The organism is Stutzerimonas stutzeri, assembly GCF_000952685.1.
GTDB classification, from domain to species: Bacteria; Pseudomonadota; Gammaproteobacteria; order Pseudomonadales; family Pseudomonadaceae; genus Stutzerimonas; species Stutzerimonas stutzeri_E.
Window position 1 is genome coordinate 361,395 of sequence record NZ_JYHV01000011.1, and the last position, 25,067, is coordinate 386,461.

At 59.3% G+C, this 25,067-nt stretch carries 25 protein-coding genes and 1 tRNA gene; 9 read left to right on the top strand and 17 right to left on the bottom strand.

From position 1 onward, the window contains the following. Nucleotides 1-23: 23 nt before the first annotated feature. Nucleotides 24-248, bottom strand: coding sequence for a DUF3203 family protein (locus tag UF78_RS05565; protein WP_045161032.1), 225 nt, complete (start codon nt 246-248; stop codon nt 24-26). 385 nt (nt 249-633) lie between these two features. On the opposite strand from UF78_RS05565, the gene putP reads away from it, so the two are divergent. From putP to UF78_RS05575, 3 genes are all read left to right on the top strand, one after another. Then, nucleotides 634-2,118 carry a sodium/proline symporter PutP gene (gene putP, locus UF78_RS05570; protein WP_045161033.1) on the top strand — a complete coding sequence of 495 codons (1,485 nt, stop codon included), beginning with the start codon at nt 634-636 and terminating at the stop codon, nt 2,116-2,118. A gap of 183 nt (nt 2,119-2,301) precedes the next feature. Further along, nucleotides 2,302-2,454 carry a hypothetical protein gene (locus UF78_RS22840; protein ID WP_230623572.1) on the top strand — a complete coding sequence of 51 codons (153 nt, stop codon included), beginning with the start codon at nt 2,302-2,304 and terminating at the stop codon, nt 2,452-2,454. Between the two features lie 335 nt (nt 2,455-2,789). Continuing rightward, nucleotides 2,790-4,196 carry an alpha/beta hydrolase gene (locus UF78_RS05575; RefSeq protein ID WP_045161035.1) on the top strand — a complete coding sequence of 469 codons (1,407 nt, stop codon included), beginning with the start codon at nt 2,790-2,792 and terminating at the stop codon, nt 4,194-4,196. 223 nt (nt 4,197-4,419) lie between these two features. Here UF78_RS05575 and UF78_RS05580 read toward each other — a convergent pair whose 3' ends face one another. Both UF78_RS05580 and UF78_RS05585 read right to left on the bottom strand, forming a co-directional pair. After that, nucleotides 4,420-5,463, bottom strand: a complete 1,044-nt coding sequence (locus UF78_RS05580) for a hypothetical protein (RefSeq protein WP_052679274.1) — start codon at nt 5,461-5,463, stop codon at nt 4,420-4,422. Nucleotides 5,464-5,839: 376 nt separating this feature from the next. Beyond that, entirely contained in the window at nt 5,840-6,631 is a 792-nt protein-coding gene (locus UF78_RS05585; RefSeq protein WP_045161036.1) for a helix-turn-helix transcriptional regulator, read from the bottom strand. A 226-nt stretch (nt 6,632-6,857) separates the two neighbouring features. On the opposite strand from UF78_RS05585, the gene UF78_RS05590 reads away from it, so the two are divergent. Next, a complete protein-coding gene (locus UF78_RS05590) occupies nt 6,858-8,339 on the top strand; it encodes an MFS transporter (RefSeq protein ID WP_080890558.1) in 1,482 nt (493 codons plus the stop codon). A gap of 188 nt (nt 8,340-8,527) precedes the next feature. Here the strand turns inward: UF78_RS05590 and UF78_RS05595 are convergent. The 4 genes from UF78_RS05595 to metG all read right to left on the bottom strand — a co-directional run bounded on the left by UF78_RS05595 (nt 8,528) and on the right by metG (nt 11,715). Beyond that, a tRNA-Gly gene (locus UF78_RS05595) sits at nt 8,528-8,601 on the bottom strand. 70 nt (nt 8,602-8,671) lie between these two features. Continuing rightward, the gene (locus tag UF78_RS05600; RefSeq protein ID WP_045161038.1) at nt 8,672-9,364 is read right to left on the bottom strand and encodes a pseudouridine synthase; all 693 of its coding nucleotides are present in this window, start codon (nt 9,362-9,364) and stop codon (nt 8,672-8,674) included. Further along, nucleotides 9,364-9,573 carry a cysteine-rich CWC family protein gene (locus UF78_RS05605; protein WP_045161039.1) on the bottom strand — a complete coding sequence of 70 codons (210 nt, stop codon included), beginning with the start codon at nt 9,571-9,573 and terminating at the stop codon, nt 9,364-9,366. The genes UF78_RS05600 and UF78_RS05605 overlap by 1 nt, the downstream gene beginning before the upstream one ends. A gap of 99 nt (nt 9,574-9,672) precedes the next feature. Further along, complete coding sequence (gene metG / locus UF78_RS05610) at nt 9,673-11,715, bottom strand: methionine--tRNA ligase (RefSeq protein WP_045161040.1); 2,043 nt, start codon at nt 11,713-11,715, stop codon at nt 9,673-9,675. Nucleotides 11,716-11,907: 192 nt separating this feature from the next. On the opposite strand from metG, the gene apbC reads away from it, so the two are divergent. Beyond that, nucleotides 11,908-13,002 carry an iron-sulfur cluster carrier protein ApbC gene (gene apbC, locus UF78_RS05615; protein ID WP_045161041.1) on the top strand — a complete coding sequence of 365 codons (1,095 nt, stop codon included), beginning with the start codon at nt 11,908-11,910 and terminating at the stop codon, nt 13,000-13,002. 110 nt (nt 13,003-13,112) lie between these two features. On the opposite strand, the gene UF78_RS05620 is transcribed toward apbC, so the two are convergent. Then, nucleotides 13,113-13,322, bottom strand: a complete 210-nt coding sequence (locus UF78_RS05620; protein WP_003282211.1) for a cold-shock protein — start codon at nt 13,320-13,322, stop codon at nt 13,113-13,115. A 317-nt stretch (nt 13,323-13,639) separates the two neighbouring features. Between UF78_RS05620 and dcd the strand changes: the two genes are divergently transcribed. Next, nucleotides 13,640-14,206, top strand: coding sequence for a dCTP deaminase (gene dcd / locus UF78_RS05625; RefSeq protein WP_045161043.1), 567 nt, complete (start codon nt 13,640-13,642; stop codon nt 14,204-14,206). A gap of 99 nt (nt 14,207-14,305) precedes the next feature. Here the strand turns inward: dcd and UF78_RS05630 are convergent, their stop codons facing one another. The 3 genes from UF78_RS05630 to UF78_RS05640 form a co-directional block, all read right to left on the bottom strand. Then, the gene (locus UF78_RS05630; RefSeq protein WP_045161044.1) at nt 14,306-14,989 is read right to left on the bottom strand and encodes an SDR family oxidoreductase; all 684 of its coding nucleotides are present in this window, start codon (nt 14,987-14,989) and stop codon (nt 14,306-14,308) included. Nucleotides 14,990-15,173: 184 nt separating this feature from the next. Further along, entirely contained in the window at nt 15,174-15,755 is a 582-nt protein-coding gene (locus tag UF78_RS05635) for a superoxide dismutase (RefSeq protein WP_045161045.1), read from the bottom strand. A 361-nt stretch (nt 15,756-16,116) separates the two neighbouring features. Next, nucleotides 16,117-16,719 (bottom strand): LysE/ArgO family amino acid transporter, encoded by a 603-nt coding sequence (locus UF78_RS05640; RefSeq protein WP_045161046.1) that lies wholly within the window; start codon nt 16,717-16,719, stop codon nt 16,117-16,119. Nucleotides 16,720-16,814: 95 nt separating this feature from the next. On the opposite strand from UF78_RS05640, the gene UF78_RS05645 reads away from it, so the two are divergent. Next, nucleotides 16,815-17,702, top strand: coding sequence for a LysR family transcriptional regulator ArgP (locus tag UF78_RS05645; RefSeq protein ID WP_045161047.1), 888 nt, complete (start codon nt 16,815-16,817; stop codon nt 17,700-17,702). Nucleotides 17,703-17,708: 6 nt separating this feature from the next. On the opposite strand, the gene UF78_RS05650 is transcribed toward UF78_RS05645, so the two are convergent. Next, entirely contained in the window at nt 17,709-17,990 is a 282-nt protein-coding gene (locus UF78_RS05650; RefSeq protein WP_045161048.1) for a hypothetical protein, read from the bottom strand. A 370-nt stretch (nt 17,991-18,360) separates the two neighbouring features. Here UF78_RS05650 and UF78_RS05660 point away from each other — a divergent pair, with 370 nt between their 5' ends. Beyond that, nucleotides 18,361-19,293 carry an ATPase gene (locus UF78_RS05660; protein WP_045161050.1) on the top strand — a complete coding sequence of 311 codons (933 nt, stop codon included), beginning with the start codon at nt 18,361-18,363 and terminating at the stop codon, nt 19,291-19,293. A 69-nt stretch (nt 19,294-19,362) separates the two neighbouring features. Here UF78_RS05660 and UF78_RS05665 read toward each other — a convergent pair whose 3' ends face one another. Next, complete coding sequence (locus tag UF78_RS05665; RefSeq protein WP_045161051.1) at nt 19,363-21,303, bottom strand: autotransporter domain-containing esterase; 1,941 nt, start codon at nt 21,301-21,303, stop codon at nt 19,363-19,365. Between the two features lie 331 nt (nt 21,304-21,634). On the opposite strand from UF78_RS05665, the gene UF78_RS05670 reads away from it, so the two are divergent. Further along, on the top strand, nt 21,635-22,822 hold the full coding sequence (locus tag UF78_RS05670; RefSeq protein WP_045161052.1) for a GGDEF domain-containing protein: 1,188 nt from the start codon (nt 21,635-21,637) through the stop codon (nt 22,820-22,822). Here the strand turns inward: UF78_RS05670 and pncB are convergent. The 4 genes from pncB to UF78_RS05685 all read right to left on the bottom strand — a co-directional run bounded on the left by pncB (nt 22,819) and on the right by UF78_RS05685 (nt 25,051). After that, a complete protein-coding gene (pncB, locus tag UF78_RS05675; protein WP_045161053.1) occupies nt 22,819-24,027 on the bottom strand; it encodes a nicotinate phosphoribosyltransferase in 1,209 nt (402 codons plus the stop codon). The genes UF78_RS05670 and pncB overlap by 4 nt on opposite strands. A gap of 28 nt (nt 24,028-24,055) precedes the next feature. Beyond that, complete coding sequence (locus tag UF78_RS22540) at nt 24,056-24,235, bottom strand: hypothetical protein (RefSeq protein ID WP_080890551.1); 180 nt, start codon at nt 24,233-24,235, stop codon at nt 24,056-24,058. Between the two features lie 187 nt (nt 24,236-24,422). Continuing rightward, nucleotides 24,423-24,599, bottom strand: a complete 177-nt coding sequence (locus UF78_RS05680; protein ID WP_025240802.1) for a general stress protein — start codon at nt 24,597-24,599, stop codon at nt 24,423-24,425. A gap of 218 nt (nt 24,600-24,817) precedes the next feature. Continuing rightward, nucleotides 24,818-25,051, bottom strand: a complete 234-nt coding sequence (locus tag UF78_RS05685) for a hypothetical protein (protein ID WP_045161054.1) — start codon at nt 25,049-25,051, stop codon at nt 24,818-24,820. Nucleotides 25,052-25,067 lie beyond the last annotated feature (16 nt).

Here is a 25,067-nt window from a genome sequence, read left to right on the forward strand (position 1 = left end):
TACGTTGGAGCCTTGTTCCGGGCTCAACCGTCAACGATCAGATTTTCGCGGTCGTCCTTGGCTCCTGCGGCAATCAGATGTTCTGCTTGGTCCTCGGTGATATGGGTGTTGGCGCCGCCGATGTGCGCGACGGACATGCGCGCGTTCGGGTCAGTGCTTACACGTGTGTCCATTATGGCGCTGCGGTAGGTGGTACCTTCGACTGTGGTGGAACAGGTGCCGGTGGCGGTATCGATCGTGACGGACATGGCGGACCTCCAGAGATGTCGAGTGGAGCGGCACTGGACGTGCGCGACCCTTATTCGTCTGACCGCTACAGCGCCGATCCGTTGCCCTGAACCATGGAGCCGGGAGAGGCAGCGCGGGTGCGATCGGCGAAAGGATTACGCTGAGCAAAACCTATGCGGGTGGCGGCGGAAATGTCTTTTTTGCGGCGGCTTCCGGGCCACGTATATGGTCGTTATGTCCTGCGGCTGCCCCTGCTAAGAGGCGGCACACCATCCGGTCACGGGCGAAAGCGCCAAGCAGACGCTATCCTTGAGCTACCGGGCTATCCGTTGCTGGCGCTGTGCAACCTAGCGTTTGCGTATCGTCAGTGGAGGCGGGGCTCCTCCGCAGCACAAGGACATTCTAATGAACGTGAGCACTCCGACCCTGATCACCTTCGTGATCTATATCGCGGCGATGATCCTCATCGGCTTCACGGCCTATCGCGCCACCAAAAATTTCGACGATTACATCCTGGGCGGTCGCAGCCTCGGCAGCTTCGTCACGGCCTTGTCGGCGGGGGCTTCGGACATGAGCGGCTGGTTGCTGATGGGCTTGCCGGGCGCTGTGTTCGTTGCCGGCCTGTCGGAAAGCTGGATTGCCATCGGCCTGATCGCCGGTGCCTGGTTGAACTGGCTGTTCGTTGCTGGACGGCTGCGTGTGCATACCGAGCACAACCATAATGCACTGACGCTACCTGACTACTTTTCTCACCGTTTCGAGGACACCAGCCGCCTATTGCGGATCTTCTCGGCCCTGGTCATTCTAGTGTTCTTCACCATCTACTGCGCCTCAGGCGTCGTCGCCGGCGCGCGTTTGTTCGAATCCACCTTTGGCATGTCCTACAACGTGGCCTTGTGGGTAGGGGCGGCGGCGACGATTCTCTATGTATTCGTTGGCGGTTTCCTTGCTGTGAGCTGGACCGACACCGTGCAGGCGACGCTGATGATCTTTGCGCTGCTGATCACGCCGGTGTTCGTCATCTTCGCCCTTGGCGACATGGGGACAGTGATGAACACCATCGCGGCGCAGGACCCCTCGAATTTCGACATGTTCAAAGGGCTGTCCTTCATCGCGATCATCTCCCTGCTGGGTTGGGGGCTGGGGTATTTTGGCCAGCCGCACATCCTGGTGCGTTTCATGGCAGCCGACTCGGTGAAGACCATCCCCAACGCCCGCCGCATCGGCATGACATGGATGATCCTGACGCTGACCGGCGCGGTTACCGTGGGCTTCCTCGGCATCGCCTATTTCGCGGACAACCCGACGCTGGCGGGTGCGGTCACCGAGAATGGTGAGCGTGTGTTCATGGAGCTGGTCAAACTGATGTTCAATCCCTGGGTCGCTGGCATCATCCTTTCTGGCGTATTGGCCGCAGTGATGAGCACTCTCAGTGCGCAGTTACTGGTCAGCTCCAGCGCCCTGACGCAAGACTTCTATAAGGCCTTCCTGCGCAAGGGCGCATCGCAGACCGAGCTGGTTTGGGTTGGTCGTGCCATGGTGCTGTTGATCGCGTTGATCGCTATCGGCATCGCGTCGAACCCGGACAGTAAAGTGCTGGGCCTGGTGTCCTACGCCTGGGCTGGTTTCGGCGCTGCGTTCGGTCCGGTGGTGCTGATTTCGCTGGTCTGGAAGCGCATGACCCGCAACGGCGCGTTGGTCGGGATGCTGGTTGGAGCGATAACCGTGGTGGTTTGGAAGCAGTTCATTGGCCTCGGTCTGTACGAAATCATCCCGGGCTTCATCCTCGCGAGCCTTGCCATCTACGTGGTGAGTCTCATGGACAAGGAGCCAGCCGCGTCCATTCAGCAACGTTTCGAAGTGGCAGACGCGGAATATCGTGCAGGTTGAGCAGGCTCTTCGGATCATCGCCATAGCGATGACCCCGTCGTGCTCGGGTTTTAACTGATCGCGGCATTAAGCCTAAAGATGGCCTGTCGTTAATTCGCGCAGCGGTGGATACTGTGCCAGGCGCCAGGGCATTGGCGCCCCGTTAGGAAATTCAGGAGTATTCCGATGAAAGCGCAATCCGTGATGATGACTCGCGCAATGGCCGTCGTGCTGGCGGCTTTCTTGATGACCGGCTGCAGCCTGCGCCTACCGGGCGTCGGTATCGACATCGGCGACGGTGGCGGCCATGGCGGCACTCACTGCCCTCCAGGACAGGCAAAGAAAGGCAACTGCTGAACCGCAGCGTCTTCACCGGGCCGAGTCGCATTGCCTCTCGGCCCACTTCAACGCATCACCTTGCTGTCGGCGCCCTGCCGATTCGCCCCGTGCAAGTCCGCCTTCGTTCGTTATTCCCTCTTGGTACGTCTAAGCGCCAGTCCTCGTCACTATAAGCGCGGCGACACCCCGCGTATTTCCGATATGAAACTCGCCGGTCACCTCCTGAATATCTGCTGTGTTTGACAGGTCGAAGCTTTCTGCCACGGTTAGTCAACGTGCGCGTTGTGCTTCCGCCCGGCAATCGCGGTAAAGCTCGCATCGATAGAACAACAACAATAATTGAGGAAATTCACATGCTCCCAAATAAGTTGGCTTCAGCTTGCGCGCGCGTCGTTGCCGGCCTGATGTTGGTAGGCACGATCGTAGTCGCCGTCGATGTTCAGGCCCGGACGAAGCCGATCAAGCCACCGCTGTCACACAGCGATTCGCGACTACAGGACTCGCGGACCTTCGTACCGGTCGAATCTCCGCTGGCGCCTTTTCCCGGTCTGCCAAGCGAGCGCTGGACTGGCGTCTATCAGGGCTCGTCCTACCAGATCGAAGTACCACCGAACTGGAATGGCATGTTGGTGATGTACGCGCACGGCTATCGCGGCACGGGCCCGGAACTCACCGTGGGGCCGCCGCCGATCCGACCATGGCTGCTGCAACAGGGCTATGCCTGGGCTGCATCCAGCTACAGCAAAAATTACTACGATGTACGTGCTGGCATTGAGGACACCAACGCTCTGGCGCTGGCCTTCAGCAGCCTGACCGGCAAGGCGCAGCCGACCAAGACCTATATCACCGGCCATTCCATGGGCGGGCACGTCGCAGCGGCCGCGGTCGAGGCAGAGACCTATGCCACCGCCAACAATACGGTGCGGTATAGCGGTTCGGTGCCCATGTGCGGCGTCACCGGGGACGTCTACGAATTCGAGTATCTGATGAACTTCACCCTGGCCGCCCAGCATCTGGCAGGCCTGGGGCCGACCTCGTTTCCGGCCACCGATTTCCAGGCCAAGCTGCCGCAGATCATCGGCGCGCTGTGGAACAACTATCCGACCGATCCGTCATCGCAGGGTGAAAAGCTCGAAGGCATCGTCCGAGAGCTCAGCGGTGGCGAGCGCCCGATCTTCGCCGAAGGCTTCCGCACCAGCTTGCAAAGCGTCGTGCTGGGTACCGGTGGTCGAGACGGTTCGGTCGACGGAATTCTCGCCGATTCGCTCTCCGGCAACCTTGCCACCCGCTATCAGTTCGATACGAACAAGGCGGTGTCCCGCGAGGAACGCGAATTCAACGATTCGATCATCCGTGTCATTGGCCATCCGCCGGCCAATAGCATCCGCCCGGACGGCCTGCGCTGGATCCCTGTGGTGAACGGCCAGTTCAACGTACCGGTGGTCAGCATCCATACCCTGGGCGATCTGTATGTGCCGTTCAAGCATCAACAGATATATCGCCGCAACGCTGAAGCCAACGGCAACGGCGATCTGCTGGTGCAACGTGCCATTCGCGCCCCGAGCCACTGCGATTTCAGCTATCAGGAACAGGTCGACGCCATGGCGGCGATGTTGCAATGGGAACAGCAGGGCATCAAGCCGGCCGGAGATGACGTGATCAACCCGCGCGTCGTCGCTAATCCTGCATATGGTTGCCAATTCACGCGCAATGAGGGCATTCCGACACGCGAATTGCTGCCGGCTTGTCCGGGTAGCTGATGCCGCAGGTGTCCTGAACGAGAAAAGCCCTGCTTGTGCAGGGCTTTTCTATTGGAGCGGGGCGATTCCTTTGTGTTTATGCTCGCTGCGTTGCTTTCATGTGACTTCTCGCTGGGGCTCCGTCTCGTTTCGGGCATTGCATGTCAGCGCTTTCGGCTCCTCGTCGATGCCCGATACCCCGAGCTGAAACGCGTGAGTGCACCTCGATTCGATAACGGGTGGGTTATTGCTGGACGACGCTCGCAACGTTGCCGCTACCGTTCTGAATGATAGTGGCGGCGGTATTTTCATACGTGAACGTCTCCTGCCTGAGGAAAGCCTGGTTGCCATCACCTGACTGGCTGATGAGCGCCTCATGCATATGGAACCCCTGATAGGCATCGATCTGGTTGTTGGATCCGACCTGAGCGATATCCAGGCTGTTGTCGTCGCCAACCTGCGAAATGTCGACCAGGTTATAACTCCCTTCCGAATATCCACTGATGCTCGAGCCTTGCCCGACGAAGCGCGCATTAAGCTCGTTGCCGGTGCCCCGCTGGGTATAGTCCAGCGTGCTGTAACCGTCGCCCGCTTCGATCTTCGCTATGTTGGCAACACCAATCTGTTGAAGGGCTACGTCGCCTGCTGGGTAACGGCCGGAGATTTGCTCGATGTCTGCCTCGTTGGACGTGCCTTCTTGTGCGACCACCGCGGAACCGCCACCGAAGCCGTTGCTCACCTGTTCAAGCTGCACCCGGTTTGCCGTGCCGGTCTGCTGAATGTCCGCCGTGCTGAAACCGGACTGGGTCACTTGAACCGCGTTGTCCTGGCCGATGGAAACCACATCGAGCTGGTTGCCTACCCACGTCTGTATGGCATCGAGTTGGTTGCCACTGCCGTCCTGATGAATCGTCGCGGTACTAGCGAGCTCGTCATGGTGTTCATGCTGTTCGAGCGTGGCGCGGTTGGACGACCCGGCTTGATAGACATCCGCACTCGCCATACCCGGCCGGCTTCCATTCACCTGGTAGATCTCGGCTGAGTTCAGCGAGCCAACTTGCTCCACGCTCGCCTGGCCTCCCTCGCTACTGGTGCCGGACTGGTCGGTGAGCGCGCTGTTTTGAGTACCATTCTGATAGATAAAGGAGCGCTGCATGATGCCGCTCTGCGTCTGCTCTGCGCTGTTGTCGGTGCCGTGCTGCTCTATCTCAGCCACATGTCCGCTAGCCAATATGCTGCCGCTCGCTATCAGCAAAAGCGCTGCAGCCAAAGGAGTTATTTTAAGCATTGGAAACCTCCTGTTCGCATTGGATGAGCTCCGTACATCACAGGCGAAGCAAGAGGAGTGTTGTCGGTTCGTTTATATCTCGGTATAGGTAAATAGAGTCAATTTCATGGCTGAACGGGATTAGCTCTTCACGGCATAAGCAACTTTATTCTGCATGAACACGGTCGGGTCTACGGCTTTCAAGCTGCGTTCCGATGGATATCCACTGTCGGTTAGCACTGCACCGCCCGTATCGAAACGATGAAAAAAGAGTCTGGTTAATTTCGCTTTGTGCGAAAGCAGAGGTCATCGCTCCATACCCTGTAGGCGATGAAGTCTGCGAGGCGTAAGACCGCAAATGAATAGTCCCGTCTCTCTTTTGATTCAATGGAAGCGCTTATCCGCCGAAATACACCACCATTCTGAGATGCCGGTGTTCATCCACCACCAGCGTTTCATGGCGCAAGTCCTGTCGCTCGGCATTGGCCGTCAGGACCGATCCAATCCCGCGCCGCGCCTCCTCGCTATCGTGTGTCTCCCACCAACGCCTAAAGTCGGCCGATAGTTCATTGAGGTCCTCAATTAACGCCAGCATCGCTGGATCCTGCGGAGCAACGGCAAAGTCATAACGGAACTGCGCCAGTAGCTTGGGCGCATCATCCCGCCAAGCGGGCAGACGTCGTCGCATGTCAGGATCGGCAAACACCATGCGCAGGATATTGCGGACCTCGCGCTGCCGAGCACTGAAATCGAATAAAGCATCGGCCGCTGCATTCCAAGCAATGACATCCCAGCGCAGGTTGAGCACATAGGCAGGTTTTGTCGCCAAATCGTCCATTATTTGTTGGATGAGGGGGGTGACCGACGACCAGTGATGGGCCTCTGGAGGAGGCGGGCGTTTGTGGGCCAGAAGAAACAGGTGGCAGCACTCGGCGTCGTCGAGCTTTAGCGCGTGAGCCACGCTCAGCAAAAATTTCTCCGATACCTGAATATCCCGCCCTTGCTCGAACCAGGTATACCAAGTCAGCCCCACGCCAGCCTTCGCTGCAACTTCCTCTCGGCGTAGGCCCGGCGTTCGGCGCCGCCCATGTGAGGGCAGGCCAACGTCGGCCGGCGTCAGTTTCTTGCGGTGCCAGGTAAGAAATTCGGACAACTCGTTCTTGGTGCGGTTGAGGCTTCGCTCGATCATGGCTATTGCCACCAGTAATAGGATAACTACTTAAATTGTACTAACACTTGATCGCTCCGAAGATGAGACCTTCCGCAACCAAGCCGGGCAAACCGGGAGGTCACACTTGAATACATCTGGCGATTCAACCCTTAAAACCGAAACCTTCCAGGCGCATGGCCAAGCCGCTGAAAACCGCGCGAGTAACCGTGAGTGGCTTGGGCTGGCGCTGCTGTCGCTGCCTACCATGTTGCTTGGGCTGGACATGACACTCTTGCACCTGGCCTTGCCCGCGCTGGCGGTTGATCTGCGGCCGACAAGCGCGCAAACACTTTGGATCGTCGATGCCTATGGCTTCATGATCGCTGGGTTTCTTATCACGATGGGAACGCTAGGTGATCGCATAGGGCGGCGCAAATTGCTCATGATCGGCGCAACTGCTTTCGGGGTCGCCTCCGTAATGGCGGCCTACTCGACTAGCGCTTCCATGTTAATTGCCGCACGCGCCGTGTTAGGTGTCGCGGGCGCGACCCTGATGCCATCAACACTGGCGCTAATCAGCAACATGTTTCTTCACCCCCATCAACGCGCGCTTGCCATAGGGATATGGGCCACCATGTTTGCGCTGGGCATGGCCGTTGGGCCCGTGTTGGGTGGCGGCTTGCTTGAACACTACGGGTGGGGGGCTGCATTTCTCGTCGCGCTGCCGGTCGTGGGGCTTTTGCTGGTAGCCGCCCCGTATCTACTGCCGGAATACAGCGCTCCGCAACAAGGGCGTCTGGATCTGCCTAGCGTCGCGCTGTCGCTGCTGGCTTTGCTCCCGATCATCTATGGCATCAAGCAAATCGCCAAGGATGGGATAGGAGCCAGCGCCGCGCTTGGCATCGCGGTCGGGCTGATATTCATGTTTGTTTTCATCCGGCGGCAGCGCCTATTGGCCAGTCCGCTCGTCGATCTCAGCCTGTTCTCCAATAAGGCAACTAGTGTGGCCTTATTGGTGCTCCTGGTTGGCCTGATAGGCGTCGGCGGGACGATGTTGCTAGTGACTCAGTATCTGCAGCTGGTGGCTGGACTGTCACCGCTAGTCGCAGGGCTGTGGATGGGGCCGCCCGCTCTCGCCATGCTGGCGGCAGGCATTACCGCACCGCTGCTTGCAAGGCGCATTCGGCCAGGCCATGTCATAGCGGGAGCGCTGGGCCTATCTGCAGTGGGCTATCTGATGTTGGCCCAGCTCGACAATTCGCCCCATGGGGTAACCTTGGTAACGGCATCGTTTTCGCTGGTCTACCTTGGCTTGGGCACCATTGCTGCGTTGGGAACGGATCTGGTAGTAGGGGCAGCACCTGCCGAAAAGGCAGGATCTGCCTCGGCTATGTCTGAGACGGTGCAGGAGCTTGGCTTGGCGGTAGGCATTGCCGCGCTGGGTAGCCTGACGACCGCTGTTTATCGCAACAGCATGACCGACCAGCTCAGCGGGTTAATGGCGCAGGATATCCAGCATGTGGTATCGGACAGCCTCGCCGGCGCCCAGTCGGTATCGCAACAGCTGCCCGCTGGTGTATTGGAACAGGCGCAAGCAGCATTCGTGATGGGGTTCAATGTAGCTGCAGTGACCAGCGGCATCAGCATTGCTGTGCTGGCTGGGCTGGCGGCAATCAATTTACGACATATCGGCTTGAGCGCTGACACTTCCTCCCGCGAATCCAACGATCGCCCCCCGTTTAGTTAGAAGGCACGCCTATTTGCGTAACGGGAGCGGGTAGCAAGCATCGCGATACTGCCATCGATCCGTTGAAGAACCGCGAGGAAAAGAGGGCAGATTGATTTTTCTGCCTCCCCCGCCTAGTCAACCGATGACATCACTCGGAACAGGCGAAACCCCAAACTAAGAAGTTCTGCAAGTAGGGCTTTTTTATCTGGAGCGGGCGAAGGGAATCGAACCCTCGTCATGAGCTTGGGAAGCTCAGGTAATGCCATTATACGACGCCCGCTCAGGGGTGCCTTTGTACCAGAAGGCCGTGTGGAAATGAAGCGGGCGTGAGGGCTTTTTCGGTGAGTGGGTTAGATCTGGGCGGTCTCGGCGGCGGTCAGTGTTCGGTAGCGGCCAGGGGCGAGGGCGGTATCCAGGGTCAGTGGCCCCATGCGCTCGCGGTGCAGGGCGGTGACCTTGTTGTTGAATTGGCCGAACATCCGTTTGACCTGATGGTAGCGACCTTCACGCAGAGTCAGGCGTGCCTGATGCGAGTCCAGTAGTTCCAGTTTGGCAGGCAGGGTGGTGAGGTTCTCGAAGCGAAAGTAGAGGCCTTCGGCAAAGCGATCGACACACGCCGGGTCGATGGGGTCTTCGGTTTCCACCAGGTAAGTTTTACCTAGCTGGCTTGAGGGTTGGGTTAGGCGGCGCGACCAGAGCCCATCGTTGGTGATGATCAGCAGCCCGGTGGTGTTGAAGTCTAGCCGTCCGGCGATGTGCAGCTGGTCCTTGTCGGGTTCGTGCAACAAATCCAGTACCGTTGGGTGTTGCGGATCGGATGTCGCACTGACGCAGCCAACCGGTTTGTTCAGCATAAAAAATCGAGCAGGCTTGCCTGCCTGCAATATTTCACCGTCAAGTTCGACGCGGTCGAAGAGGCGGACCTCATGGGTGCCATCGCAGATGATCTTGCCATTCACCGACGCGCGGCCCGAAGCCAACAGCAGGCGTGCCTGACGATGGCTGCAGTGGGGCAGGTTGGCTAGAAAGCGGTCGAGGCGCATCAGGATTTTGTAGGCAGCTCGCCACGCGCGCAGCGCTGGCAAATACAGGCTTTGTTCAGCGCGTCGTCAGGAATCTGTTCACTGGCTTCTGGCGCGATTTCAGCGTTGAAGCACCAGCAAGGCTGCGTTGCGGTAGCCGGGTTGCTGAGGCTGCATTGATTGGGTTCGCCGCAGACCGGGCATTTACTGGAATCGAGCGTGTGAGTCATAACCGCCTCCAGACAGTGGCTGCGCATGATGGTGGAGCGGCCATTCGGGGCTCGAAGCGGGAGACCGGCGTTGCGCACGGCTCCCGCACGGTCACCTCGTTACTTGACGCGCTGCCCTGGTTTGGCGCCGCTGTCCGGGCTGAGTAGATAGATTTCTTCGCCGCCTGGGCCCGCTGCGAGCACCATGCCTTCGGACACGCCGAATTTCATTTTGCGCGCCGCGAGGTTGGCGACGTAGAGGGTCAGTCGGCCTTCCAGCTGGCTCGGGTCCGGGTAGGCGCTCTTGATGCCGGAGAACACGTTGCGCTTGGCGTCGCCGATATCCAGCGTCAGGCGCAGCAGCTTGTCTGCGCCTTGGACGAATTCGCATTTCTCTATCAGGGCGATGCGCAGGTCGACTGCCGCAAAGGCGTCGAAGGCGATCTCAGCTGCCAGCGGCTCCTTGACCAGCTCGCCGTTGCCTATGGATTGGGCGGCGGCTTCGGTGGAGGCGAGGTCTTCCTTGGATGATTCGATCATGGCTTCGATTTTCGCGGGCTCGATACGGGTCAGCAGTGGCGTGAAGGCGTTCAGCTGGTGGTTGCTCAGAAGCTCGGCGTGGTCGTTCCAGGTCAGCGGCTCGACATTGAGGAAACGCTCGGCGTCCGCTGCCAGATTCGGCAGCACCGGCTTGAGGAAGATCACCAGCTGGCGGAACAGATTGACACCCGTGGCGCAGATCGCCTGGACTTCAGCCTGTTTGCCTTCCTGCTTGTTCAGCGCCCAAGGCGCCTTGTCGGCAATCCAGGCGTTGGCGCGATCGGCTAGGCCCATGATCTCGCGCATCGCTCGGGCGAAGTCTCGGCTTTCGTAAGCTTCGGCGATCGACGGGGCGGCCGCGCGGAAGGCATCGGTCAGTTCGGGAGCGGCGTTGTCCGCTACCAGCAGTCCCGCGTTGCCCTTGTGGACGAAGCCGGCGCAGCGGCTGGCGATGTTGACCACCTTGCCGACCAGATCGGAATTGACCTTCTGCACGAAGTCTTCGAGGTTGAGGTCGAGATCGTCCACACCACGGCCGAGCTTGGCGGCGTAGTAGTAGCGCAGATACTCGGGGTTCAGGTGTTCGAGGTAGGTGCGCGCCTTGATGAAGGTGCCGCGTGATTTGGACATTTTCTGACCGTTCACCGTCAGGTAGCCGTGCACCGCGACGGCGGTTGGCTTGCGCAGGCCCGCGCCTTCGAGCATGGCGGGCCAGAATAGGGTGTGGAAATTGATGATGTCCTTACCGATGAAGTGGTACAGCTCAGTGGTCGAATCCTTCCTCCAGAAGGCATCGAAGTCTAGCTCCGGGTGGCGCGCGCAGAGATTCTTGAAGCTGGCCATATAGCCGATCGGGGCATCCAGCCAGACGTAGAAGTACTTGCCGGGCTCGCCTGGGATTTCGAAACCGAAGTAGGGGGCGTCGCGGGAAATATCCCATTCGTGCAGGCCCGCATCGAGCCACTCGGCGATCTTGTTCGCCACCGAGTCTTGCAGGGTGCCGCTGCGCGTCCACTGCTTGAGCATCGCCTCGAAGTCGGGCAGTTTGAAAAAGAAGTGCTTGGAGTCGCGCAGCACCGGCGTAGCGCCGGAAATGGCCGAGCGCGGATCTTTCAGTTCGGTGGGCTCGTAGGTCGCGCCGCACTTCTCGCAGTTGTCGCCGTACTGGTCCTCAGCGCCACACTTCGGGCAGGTGCCCTTGATGAAGCGGTCCGCGAGGAACATGCCTTTCTCGGGATCGAAATACTGGGTCACCGAGCGGGTGGCGATATGTCCGGCGTCGCGTAGACGCGTGTAGATCATCTCGGACAGTTCACGGTTCTCTTCGGAGTGGGTCGAATGGAAGTTGTCGAAATTGACCAGGAAATCGGCGAAATCTGCACTGTGCTCGGCCTGCACATTAGCAATCAGCTGTTCGGCGGTGATGCCTTCCTTCTCGGCACGCAGCATGATGGCCGAGCCGTGGGCGTCGTCGGCGCAGACATAAATGCACTGGTTGCCGCGCAGTTTCTGAAACCGCACCCACATGTCCGTCTGGATGTACTCGAGCATGTGGCCAAGGTGGATCGAACCGTTGGCGTAGGGCAGGGCACTGGTAACGAGGATCTGGCGAGCTTCGGACATTGGAGATCTGCAGTCGGGATTGCGAAGTGAGTCAGTAACTATAAAGGTGCGGCGCTTTTTTTTCATCCGCACTGGCGCGGCCGGTGCTGGTCGAATACCGAGTGCCGCGCCATGTTGACGCGGTTGATGAGCCCATACGGCGCCACGGGGTAAGATGCCCGTCTGTTTTACTAGGTTTTCTTGGGAGTAGTCATGACCGTCACACGCGAAGCTGTGGAAGCCGTACTGCGTCAGTACACCGACCCGAACCTGAACCAGGACCCGGTAGCGGCCGGTTGCCTGCGTTCGATCGATATCGAGGGCGATCGCGTCAGCGTAAGGCTTGAACTCGGTTATGCGGCCGGGTTGTTTCGCAGCGGATGGGCGCAGATGTTGGCCATGGCCATTGAGCAGCTCGAAGGTGTGACACACGCCGATGTAAAGGTCGATTGCATGATCCAATCGCACAAGGCGCAGGATCAGCTGGAAGCGCTGGGCAATGTGAAGAACATCATCGCCGTGGCGTCAGGTAAGGGCGGTGTGGGTAAATCTACTACCGCTGCCAACCTGGCACTGGCGCTGGCGCGTGAAGGTGCGCGTGTAGGCGTACTGGATGCGGATATCTACGGGCCGAGCCAGGGCATTATGTTTGGCATTCCCGAAGGCACCAGGCCTGAGATACGCGATGGCAAAGCATTCATCCCGCTTGAGGCGCACGGTGTACAGGTCATGTCGATGGCCTTCCTTGCGGACGACAAGACGCCGATGGTCTGGCGCGGCCCGATGGTATCCGGTGCGCTGCTGCAACTGATCACCCAGACGGCGTGGAATGATCTCGACTATCTCGTTGTGGATATGCCACCGGGTACGGGTGATATCCAGTTGACGTTGGCGCAGAAGGTGCCGGTGGTTGGTGCCGTTATCGTTACGACACCCCAGGACCTGGCGCTGCTGGACGCCAAGAAGGGCGTGGAGATGTTCCGTAAGGTGAACATTCCGGTGCTCGGTGTGGTGGAGAATATGGCCATTCACATCTGCTCGAATTGCGGGCACGCCGAGCATCTGTTTGGTGAGGGTGGCGGTGAGAAGCTGGCTGCCCAGTACAACGTCGAGCTGTTGGCCTCGTTGCCACTGTCGATGGCCATTCGCACCCAGGCTGATGCGGGCAAGCCGACCGCCATCGCCGATCCGGAAAGCCAGATCGCGATGATTTATCAGCAGATGGCCCGTAGCGTAGGGGCGCGGATTTCCCAGAGCGGGCAGATCATCGCGCAATCGATGCCGAACATTTCCGTGTCCGACGATTGATATGATCAGCGGGTGGCGCATGGCGCCGCCTGTCTCTGGATGTCAGGTTTCACGAATCGCAGGCATAAAAAAGCCCCGCCGAAGCGGGGCTTTTTCAGAGAAGCCTCAGGTTAGATAACCTGAACTTCCTCAGCTTGCATGCCCTTCTGGCCGCGGGTAGCGACGAAGGAAACTTGCTGGCCTTCTTTCAGGCTCTTGAAACCGTCGCCTTGGATGGCGCGGAAGTGTACGAAGAGGTCGTCACCGGATTGCGGAGTGATGAAGCCGAAGCCTTTTTCATCATTGAACCACTTAACGGTACCGGTTTGGCGATTGGACATTTGAATGTCTCCTTGAACGATGTAGAGATAATTTGAACGGGCAAATACCCCGAACGGTGACTGTGTGCAAGGAGTTAGGAGTCGTAGCAATGATCGGATCGAAATCTAAACATGTAGCGATTCACGGTGACACATGCAGCAGCAGCCAATGAAAGATACTCCATTTCTGTCGCAATGCGAGCATTATTTTCAGTTTCCGGCCAAAGCGTCAGAGATGCGACGCAAGGTCCTGAGTCGCGGCCTTTGAACCCGCTTCATGGCCTCGGTAAGATGCGCACCTTATCTAAACGCCCACCAGCCAAATCAGGACGCCCGCCATGAGCATCAAATCGGACAAGTGGATTCGCCGGATGGCCCAGGAGCACGGCATGATCGAGCCCTACGTCGAGCGTCAGATGCGCGGCGAGGGCAGCGAGCGCCTGATCTCCTATGGCGTGTCCAGCTATGGCTACGACGTACGCTGCGCCGACGAATTCAAGATTTTCACCAACATCAATTCGGCAATTGTCGACCCGAAAAACTTCGACGAGAAGAGCTTCGTGGACATCAAGAGCGACGTCTGCATCATTCCGCCGAACTCGTTCGCGCTGGCCCGCACCGTCGAGTATTTCCGTATTCCGCGCAACGTGCTGACCATCTGCTTGGGGAAAAGCACCTACGCCCGCTGCGGCATCATCGTCAACGTGACGCCGTTGGAACCCGAGTGGGAAGGGCATGTCACCCTGGAGTTTTCCAATACCACCACGCTGCCGGCAAAGATCTATGCCAACGAGGGCGTAGCGCAGATGCTATTTCTGGAGTCGGATGAAGAATGCGAGACGTCCTACCGCGATCGCGGTGGCAAATATCAGGGTCAACGAGGCGTGACGCTGCCCAAGGCGTAAGCCGTTCGGGATGCTCTGATTCCTTCTTAAGAATGCGGATGGTAGCTGTTGCTGCCATCCGCATTTTCATTCCAGGGCTGGCTCGTCACGCCCCGTTCATCACCAAGGCAGCGCTTCGCCTTGGTAGTCGATGAAGCGGTGGCCGCGTTGTCCGGCTGCGCGCTTGACCTGCTCGACCATGCCGCGGCAGCTGGTTTCGATGTCCAGCGGCGCTTCCGCCCCGCCCATATCGGTCTTCACCCATCCCGGATGCATAGAAAGCACCGTAAGACACGTATCTTCGCCAAGCTCTGCAACGAAGGTTCGGGTCAGGTGGTTGAGTGCCGCCTTGCTCGCACCGTAGAGCGGCATCCCCATTCCAGGACCGGTTTCAACGCTGCCCATGATCGAACTCATGAATGTAATGACGCCCATGCGCGGGTCGACCAGGGCGCGCATGCGCTGGGCCAGTCGCACCGGCGCGATCGCGTTGGTCACAAACAGCCGGCGGACGTCTTCGTCAGTGGCGGTATCGGCCGAAAGCGTGCGGGAGCCCGAGATGCCTGCGTTGATATAGAGCACGTCCAGTGTGATGCCGGACAATCGTTGGGCGAGGGCGTCGACGCTGGCCGCATCGTCGATATCCAGCGTTTCGATACGAATATCCTCGACGGCCTTCAGCTCTTCTGCGCGCTGTGGATCACGAACGGTTGCAATCACCTGCCATCCGTCGCGGGAGAACTGTTCCACCAGGCCCAGGCCGAGGCCGCGTGATGCACCGATGATCAGGACTGTATTGGGCATGGGAAAGCTCCAAAATAGGACGGGCTAGCAAGCATAGCTGATGTCGCCACTGCGTTCGTCCGTGCGGCCCGCCTGGCTCGTATCGCTATCTCCTGAAACGAAAATGCCCGCATCACTGTGATGCGGGCATTTTCGTTGCGAGCAGCATGGGCCGGGCGGGCCGTCCCATACTGCAGTCTGGGGCTCAGCCCGCGAAGTTTTTCGCGACGAAGTCCCAGTTGACGATGTTCCAGAACGCTTCGACGAACTTCGGACGCGCGTTGCGGTAGTCGATGTAATAGGCGTGTTCCCAGACATCGCAGGTCAGCAGCGGCTTGTCGCCAGCGGTCATTGGGTTGCCGGCACCGATGGTGCTCGCCAGGCCGAGGCTGCCGTCGGACTTCTTCACCAGCCAGGCCCAGCCGGAACCGAAGGTGCCGATGGCGGTTTTGGTGAACTCTTCCTTGAACTTGTCGAAAGAGCCGAAGGAGGCGTTGATGGCATCAGCCAGAGCGCCGGTCGGCTGGCCACCGGCGTTCGGCGCCATGCAGTTCCAGAAGAAGGTGTGGTTCCAGACCTGAGCGGCATTGTTGAAGATGCCACCAGATGAGGTCTTGATGATGGTTTCCAGATCCTTGCCTTCGAACTCGGTGCCTGGGATCAGGTTGTTCAGGTTGGTCACGTAGGCCTGGTGATGCTTGCCGTGGTGATATTCGAAGGTCTCGGCGGAAATGTGCGGCTCGAGGGCGGTTTTTTCAAACGGAAGCGGCGGCAATTCGAAAGCCATGGTGTATCTCCTGCTCAGGTGTCGAGAATAGATGCGGCTCGGAAGGAGGCAGTCTGCGCTGGCTACCAGCGCCTCGCGGAACGGAGAAACTACTGCACCGATGTTCGTCCGTTTGCGCCTGTCTTTCCCTTCGCCAGCTACATGCGTGCGCATTCTTTCGGCCGTTCACGGGCGGCCGTAATAGCGGACTGAAGCGTTCCACTTCATGCCCGCGAACCAAGGATCATAGCACCCACCCTGAGGCAAAACCACGCGCCAACTGTGTGGGAAAGCGGAGGCCAGAGCCACTTGGTTGAGGCTTATGCGGGCTTGTTGCTGCTTGAAGCCCTCTGCGTGGACCGCTGATAGAAGCCGGTGTTCCTCAGGCGAGAACAACCAGCTGCGCGGCGACGAAAAACATCATTCCCGCCACACCCAGATCGATTAGCCGCCAGGTCAGCGGTCGTGCGAGCCACGGCGCAAGCCACGCGCCGCCAAGGGCGAGCAGCAGAAACCACACAGTAGATGCGCTCGCGGCGCCGAGCGTATAGGCGCCTGGCTCGGGTTGTTGAGCACCGAGCGAGCCAATCAGCAACACCGTGTCGAGGTAGACGTGTGGGTTGAGCAGGGTGACGGCCAGCGCGGCGAGCAGAACGTTCTGCAGCGATCGCGGCCGACGCTGGGCATCCTGCTGCAAAGCGTGCGGGCGTGCCGCGCGATGCAATGCCATTGCGCCGTAAAACAGTAGGAAAATCACGCCTCCCCAACGCGTGATCTGCAGCAGCAAGGGGCTTTGCGCCAGCAGCGCCGCGAGCCCGAAAACCCCCATGCTAACCAGCAGAATATCGCAGAGGATACAAAGGGCCGCGACAGACAGATGGTGTTCCCGGCGCAAGCTCTGCGCCAGTACGAACGCATTCTGGGCGCCGATGGCGATGATCAGGCCTGCCGTGACCAGTAAACCGTTGAAGTAGCTCTGCCACATAACGCTCTGCCTTTGCATTGAGAGAATGCTCGCAGTCTCCGTGGAGTAGGATTATAAGGAAAACGAAATATGGTAATGACATATAAGGAATGCTAATGCTCGATTACAAGCTCTTGACTGCTTTGGCAGCGGTGGTCGAGCAGGCCGGATTCGATCGAGCTGCTCAGGCGCTGGGGCTGTCGCAGTCGGCGGTGTCGCAACGCATCAAGCTGCTGGAGGCACGACTCGGGCTACCGGTCCTGCTGCGCGCGTCGCCACCCCAGCCGACCGAGATTGGTCGTCGGCTCCTCAATCATGTGCAGCAGGTGCGGTTGCTGGAGCGTGATCTTCAGGGCCAGGTGCCGGCGCTGGCGGAAGGCCGATTGCCCGAGCGGCTGCGCATCGCCCTCAATGCCGACAGCCTCTCGACTTGGTGGGCTGATGCGGTGGCACCGTTCTGTACGACGCACGGCGTGGTGCTCGACCATGTATTGGAGGACCAGGACGTGGGCCTCAAGCGTATGCGAGCGGGGGAGGTGGCGGCTTGCGTATGCGCGGTGGAGCGGCCCCTGGCGGGGGCTCGCAGTCAGTTTCTCGGAGCCATGCGCTATCGCGCATTGGCCAGTCCGGCATTCGTTGCCCGACATCTTGGGGATGGCGCGTCGGCAGACGCATTACTGCGGGCACCGGCGATCGTGTTCGGCCCCGATGATCAATTGCAACATCGCTATCTGGCTTCGCTGGGGCTGGTCGGTGCCTTCAGCCATCACCTGTGCCCGTCATCCGAGGGCTTCGTGCGCTTGCTCAAGAGCGATCTCGGCTGGGGGCTGGTGCCTGAACTTCAGGTGCGTGGGGAACTCGCCAGCGGCGTGTTGGTCGATGTGTTCCGGGGTATGCCCATCGACGTGCCGCTTTACTGGCACCACTGGCGCAATGGCGGTGCATTGCTCGCCGAACTCACGCAGCAGCTGACACGCTCGGTGAGGCAATGGCTGGTGGATTGACGGGGTTCAGCTCACGACACGCTGGCCACGATAGATGCGCACCGACGGCTCATGTCGCCCATGGCTCCCGGGAGGTGAAGGCTTCGTCACAACGGGTGGAGGCATATCACTGTAGGTCGCCAGCTGCTTGCCGAGATCGCGAGTCGTTTCGTCACTGGAGCAAAGACAGGCGGTCAACATCGCCTGGATCACGTCGGGTTGGCTCAGGCGGATATCCAGTTGCTGTTCCTCGCGCAACCGACGTCGCAGATGTTGCATGCAATCCAGCACAGGCTTGTTGAACTCCATGATGATTCGTTCTCCTGATCGTGCCGTCGTCCGGATCCTTGGCCCGACATCCGTGTCGGAAAGCGCTATCCGCTGGCATGGCTGACGAAGCAACAGGCGTACCAGTTCTCGATTTTGCCGCCGTGACATGGACGGAATTTTGCCGAGGCCAGGCGTGGCTGGGCTTATGCAACGGTTGAATCGTTGCCGGAAGCACGACGTGCCGGCGCTCTCGAACCACCCGCTGCGCCTGGACTGCACGATCTTGAGCCGTCGCAGCGTGATACGCCTGTTGACGGTGCAACTTATGGCAAACGATGCCGCTGAAGTGACTCGGTTGAATCGTTATACTGCGCGTTGTTTCTTGCTTCGCGCCACTTAAAGGTACTCCATGCGCAACGATGCTCACGATGAACTGGACCACGTACCCAGCCTGACCGCCGGCCGTGACCGCAACCCCTATCCTGCGCCGGAGTTCGAGCCGATCAGCAAGCCCGTTGAGCGCGACCCGGACGACACGCGGCCGAGGCAAAAGCGTCGTGCGGTCAGCACCGCTCCGCTGTGGATCATGATCGTCGCGCTGTTCGCCTCGCTGGTAGCGCTGGGCTGGTGGAACCAGCAGCAGGTCTCCAGGCTCGAGGCGCAGCTGGTGGCCACCCAGGAGAGCTTTGCGCGTATCAGTGAAGACGCCACCGGCCGGCTGCAAGATATTTCTGGGAAGATCGTTGCGACGGAATCCAACGTCACCACCGAAGGCGAGGCTTTAAAACTGCGGATCAAACAGCTGGAAAAGCAGGCACTGGATCTGGCTGAGCAGCAGCGAGCGATCACTACCCAGCAGCAGAGCCTGACCGGCAAACAGAGCAATCAGGATCAACGCCTGGACGAGCAGGGGATACGCATTGAACGTGTCGCCACTGACGTGCGCGGCCATCAATCCACCACCGCAACGCTAACCGAAACCATCAAGAGCCTCGCCAGTGAGCAGGCGGCGCTCAAGTCGTCGGTAGCGAGGCTGAAAGGTTCGGTGGATGACTTGAGCACGCTAACCGCCCAAGTCGGTGGGTTGGAGAAGCTTCCCGCTCGGGTCGAGGGGCTGAGCAAGGATATCGCCGCGCTGAAGCAGCAAGGCGGCGACAGCCAGGCCATCAGCCGGCTCGAGCAGGATGTGCTGGTTCTGCGCAGCGAACTGGATAACCGGCCAGCAGCCAAGCCTGGTGTCAATACGTCGGAGTTCGATTCGTTCCGCGCTCAGGTGACCCGCACCATCAATGGCTTGCAAGGCCAGATCGCCAATCTGCAGCAGCAGATCGACCAGCGCTAACGTGAGGCAAAAAAAAAGCCGCTGTGCATGAGCAGCGGCCGGGCAAATCAGCCAACGAGGAGTAACGGTTTACAGATCCAGCGCCAGTGACACGCCGATTCCCTGGTTGCGGTTGTCATTGCCCTGGTAGTTGTAATTGGCGCGCAGACTCAGCCCCGTCGTCAGCTGGTGAGCGACGCCCACAGTGAAGCGAGTCTGACTGCCGGTGGGCGTGGCACCTGGCAGCTCGAAGCTGTTGTTCTCCACGCTGTTCAGCGACATTCGCAAGTCTTCACGCTCGTCATCTTTTCGTTCCACTTCGCGGGCCACTTCGGCAAACAGGCGGGTGCGCTGCGTGAGGGCATAATTGCCGAACAGGCCGACCGATAGGCGCAGCGACTCGAGCTCCTGGTCCTCGTAACTCAGGGCCGTCGAGCTGGCGCCTTTCTCGCTGTAACCATCCACTTCGACTTTCTGATAGCTGGCGCCGACAAATGGACCGAACTGCAGCGGATCGCCGATGTGCATTAGATTGAAGCCGGTCTTGGCCGACGCGCCCCAGAGCACGCCTTCGGTACTGCCTTTCTCGGAACGTTCCGCTATCCCCAAGGCAAAGGTGCGCTTCAGGTCGTCGTAATCCAGATATCCGGCGCTGACGTTGAAATCCGCGAAGAATCGGTCCTGCTGATAGCCGGCGAATGCACTGGCCAGATAGCTGCGCATGGCGTAATCCGAATCGTCTTCGCCGAGGTTTAGCGTGTTTTGCGCCAGCCCCAGGCTGAGCCCCGCCAGCCAGCTGTCGTTGACCCGGTTGGTCACGCCGACTGCCAGGGTCGGGCTGTCGCCGTCTCCGCCGCCAAAACCGTCGTACTCCGGCCGGTTGTAACCGCCCTGGACGAAGGTGCGCCACGACCCGATCGATTGCCAGTTACCGCGTTGCGCAGCCAGTTCGTTATCCAGCATTTGCAGGTGATTGCGTAAAGCCGAGCGGCCCATTTCCGGCAGCAGCGACACCTCTGCAGGCGCGGACAGAATCGAATAGATGTAGTCGGCGCCGATCTGGTGAACCGCGGTGGTCGGATGCACGCCATCGTTGAACAGCAGGCGGCTCGGGTCGGCGTTGAGGTTGGTGTTGTTGACCGGGTCCGTAAGACCGTAGGTCGGGTCGCTCGCGCAGCCGTCGCCACTGAAGCAGACTGCGGTCTGATCGATCGTCGCATCAAAGCCGAAACGGGCGAGGTCGGCCCTCACTTCCGAGAGCAGCAGGCGGTTGTTCAGCAGCACGTAGTTACCACCTTGAGCCTGAAGCCCGGCCGCGAGTTCGGCATTGAAGCTGTCGCTCAGGCCGTTCAGCAGGCTGCCCAAGCCCGGCAGGCTGTTACCCAGCGGTGTATTGCCGACATCTGGAAGGTCGGAGATGACGATATAACGGGCGCCGGCAGCCTGTAGGGCGCCGACGGCGGCTATCATGTTGGCGGCTGCCTGTGCCATCGTGACCGGATAGCCATTCTGGACCAGTTGGAAAATGTCGTTGGCGCCGCCATTGAGGTAGTACAGCCCGTTCGGGTCGACCTGCGGATTGTCCACCAGATAGCCCAGGCGGCGGCGAGGAGGCAGCCCAGCAGCGGCAACTGTCGAGAAGCCGACAAGCGAATCGAGAATCTGATCCGAACGGTAACCCCCTACCGCATAGTTGGTACCGTCCGGGTTACCGGTCAGAAGGGCGGGCAGCAACGGCGTCGATGGCAAGGACTGCAGACCCAGGCGGTTGGCGAGTAGCTGAGTAGCAACCCGGCCGGCATATTCGCTGTTGTCTGCCGTGTAATCGGGGCCGGTGCGGTTGGTGAAACGCAGACCGCCTGTCGGATTTCCGCCCAGCAGCGGGCTACCTGCATCTGGGAAGTTGCCAGCGTCGCTGAGGGAGTCCCCAAAATTGACGAACTGGCTGTACGGGCTGGTTTGCGCCTGGGCTGCAATGGACGTCCCGGCCAGCAAAATAGCGAGAGCAAGGGGTTTGAGGGTGTTCTGCACGGAGGCAACTCCTAGTTATTTTTATTGGCAGTCGGGAGGCTTATAGCTCCGTAACCCAAACTAATCCCGACAGTTATTCGACATAAGCGCTCTAAAGCGTCATTTTTTTCGCAGCGGCCTTGTCCCTCTTAAGGAGTACTGGGCTCTGCGTCCGCGATTGGTTGGGCTTGTGCGGATAGAACTTCATAGTCCGCTCTCTGGTATTGGCGATGTCGGCCGTTAACTGGGTGAGCAACCCGGGCCGCGCACGGTGATATCGAAGTGATATCATTGCCGACGGCTAATGCCCAGGCGTGGCTGGCCTTAACAACCTCCATTCGGTGATTCTGAAATGCCGTCCTTGATCGACTTGTTGTCGAGCCGCCTGGCGTCCTTGCTGCCCGGTGAGCTCAAGCCCGACGAGTTCATGAAACTGATCGTTCCTCACCGCCACTCGATGCTGCTGACCCAGCGTCGCGCGACTCTGATCGTCAACCGCGTCAGGCTCTTTGCGTTCCTCTTCGCCGTCTTGACGCCGGTGTGGGGAATCATCGATCTGATGGTCTTCAGCTACCCGTTGTGGCTCGGTCTGGCAACGTTCCGCCTGCTCGCCTGTGCGGCCTTCGCGTGCCTGCTGCTGTTCTATCGACCCAGCGGTAATCTGTTCGATGCCTACCGCGCCTTGGCGCTGCTGTTCGCCATCCCCACTGCGTTCTATATCGCTTCGCATACACTGCTTGGCGGCTATCAGCTCACGCAGCTATCCGCGGTGGTGGCGACAGGCTATGCCTTTCTACCTTTCGTGCTGATGGCTGGGCTGGCGATATTTCCGCTCACCCTGGTGGAGAATGTTGTCATGGCTTGCGTCTTGCTCCTGGCGCACGCGTTGGCCGGTTATCTATCGTGGGCGACACTGAACTGGCCTTCCTTCGCCGGCGGCTTCTGGTTGCTGATCTTGATCGCTGCGGTCACGGCACTCGCCAGCCTCAGTCAACTGGCGTTCATGGTCGCGCTGGTACGTCAGGCGATTCGTGATCCGCTCACCGGCGTCTTCTCCCGTGGTAGCGGGCAGGAGATCCTCCAGCTGCAATGGGATACCGCGCGACGCCACGACACCGGTCTTGCCGTTGCCTTCATCGATCTCGACCATTTCAAGTCGATCAACGACACCTTTGGTCACGAAGCCGGGGATCTCATGCTGCGTGACTGCACCCAACACATGCTGGCCAGCCTGCGCAGCACCGACACCTTGCTGCGTTGGGGCGGTGAAGAGTTCGTTGTGATCATGCCTGACACCGATCTGGAACACGCTCGCCTAGCGCTCGTTCGCATGGTTCGCAACGGTCTCGGAATGCGGCCTGACGGCAATGCCCTGACGGCCAGTATTGGCCTGGCCGAGCGCTGCGTCGATTTCGCCGAAAGTGCCCGAGAGCTGCTCGACATCGCCGACAAGCGGATGTACCGAGCGAAAACCACAGGCCGCAACCGGCTCTGCTCCGGGACGGATGGCGTGGATGAATCCGAGTTGCCGTTTTCTTAGGGTGAGCGCTGGTCTACCGAGAACACATGCTTGAGGTAAGAGACGAAGGCCTCGTCGCGGCACATGGTTTTGCCCGGAGAGTCGGAGATCTTTGCCACCGGCTGGCCGTTGCAGCTGGTCATCTTGATTACCATGTTGGTCGGTTCGACGCCCGGTATGTCGCAGGTCAGCTGGGTGCCGATGCCGAAACTGGTCTTGCTGCGCCCGGCGAGTGCGCGATAGATGCCAAGGGCCTTGGGAATATCGAGACCATCGGAAAATACCAGCTGTCGGGTCATCGGGTCGATGCCGAGGCGTTGGTAATGGGCGATGGCCTTTTCCGCCCACTCGATGGGGTCTCCCGAATCGTGGCGTAGTCCGTCGAACAGCTTCGCCAGATACAGATCGAAGTCGGCTGTGAAGGCGTCCATGGTGATGCAATCGGTAATGGCGATGCCCAGCGCGCCGCGATATTCGCGAGCCCAGCAATCCAGCGCCGCGCTCTGGCTGTCGATAAGCCTGGGCCCCAGTTGCTGGTGCGCCATGATCCATTCATGCGCCATGGTGCCCATCGGTTTGAGATCGAGTATTCGGGCCAGATGGACGTTGCTGGTGCCAACGAAATGACCGGGGAAGCCTTCTCTCAGCCGTTCGACGACCATCGCCTGCACCGCAAAGGAAAAGCGTCGGCGGGTACCGAAGTCGGCGAGCTTGAATCCTGCCAGCTCTTCAGGGGTGGCTTCGTCGCGCAACCATTGGAGTTTTTCATCTAGCCGTGCTTCGGCTTGTTCCAGGGTAACGTGCCGATAGCGTGTCCGATTGCGCACCTCGCTGATGATGGCCAGCAGCGGGACCTCGAACAAAATTACGTGAAGCCAGGGTCCGCGCAGGTAAACCACCAGTTCGCCGGCTTCGAGCTCGACCCTCACATAGCGCAGATCGAAGCGAAACAGCCCGAGAAAGCGAATGAAATCCGGCTGTATGTAGGGAATCGCATCGAGGAAGGCGAGCTCGTCCTGGCTGAATGTAAGCTCGGCGAGCGCTTCTATTTGCTGTCGGATGTCGTCCAGATAGGGCGCCAGATCTTCTTCAGAGCGGCTACGGAAGGCCCATTCCACTTCGGCATTGGGGTAATGGTGCAGCACCGCCTGCATCATCGTCAGCTTGTAGTAGTCGGTGTCCAGTAGGCTCTGGACGATACGGTCGGAAAAAATGCTGACGCTCATGGGGCTGCTCCAGGACGGCGGGTTGGTATCAGGCTCCTCCGATACCTTCGATCACCTTACCGGTGCCGCCGCAGTTTTGGCATTCCCCGGGCTCATCACGACCACTGCCGTTGCATGCAGGGCAAATATTTTCGCCGGTACCGGGCGTGCCTGGCGCTGCTTGATCACCAGGGTTGGTTGGCACTGCTCCGTTTTCTTCATCGTCCATGCCTATGGTTCCCCACGGAAATGTCTATATTTAACTCTCATGCTAAGTAGTGATCGGGTCGTACTCTGTGTGTCGGTTTATTGTCGCAATACAGCACGCGGCTAACTTTTACTTAATAGTTAAAAAGAAAACGTTTTAAACAAAAAAGGCAAAGGGTTTAACCTTTGCCTTTTTATGGCGAGACAAATCAGCTATTGCTGTTGCGTCCACCGCCGTGGCTGTTCTGTCCACCTTTACGGCCTGCTTCCGAGGCCTTTTCCCGGTCGTTGGCAAAGTTGCCGCCACTGTTGTGGCCACCTTTCTTGCCAGCTTCCGAGGCTTTTTCGCGATCGTTGGCAAAGTTGCCGGGGTTCTTGTTTGGCATGTCTTTTTCTCCTCAATGGATACAGACGCTAAAGGGTCGATAAACTCATCGGCCTTCATGGTTTCAGAGCTCGGTTTCGTCTCAGGAGTTTCCATTGGCGAACAAACGGCAGACGAATGGTTATCGTGGCTAGTTGGAACTATGTCGAGTGCAAAGTTAAGCGAAACGGCAATGCTATTAGTACAGCAAGTTACATCGAACTTGCTGCCACATTGATTTCACGCCGCCAGTATCAGTTGACGCTGCGCGAGCAAGCGCATCACATAGCCGATCTTGAGCGCGGTGGGACCGAGAATCACCAGCGCATGGCAGGCAACCACGGCACCGAGCGGCAGATGGCGGTCGAACATGTACGCACCAGCGACGCCGGACAGAAGCAATACCAGGCCGATCGTCATGCAGAGATTGGCGATAACGAGCAGGCGATGCGGATCAAAGGGTTGCAGGGTCATCGGAATTCCCTCATGA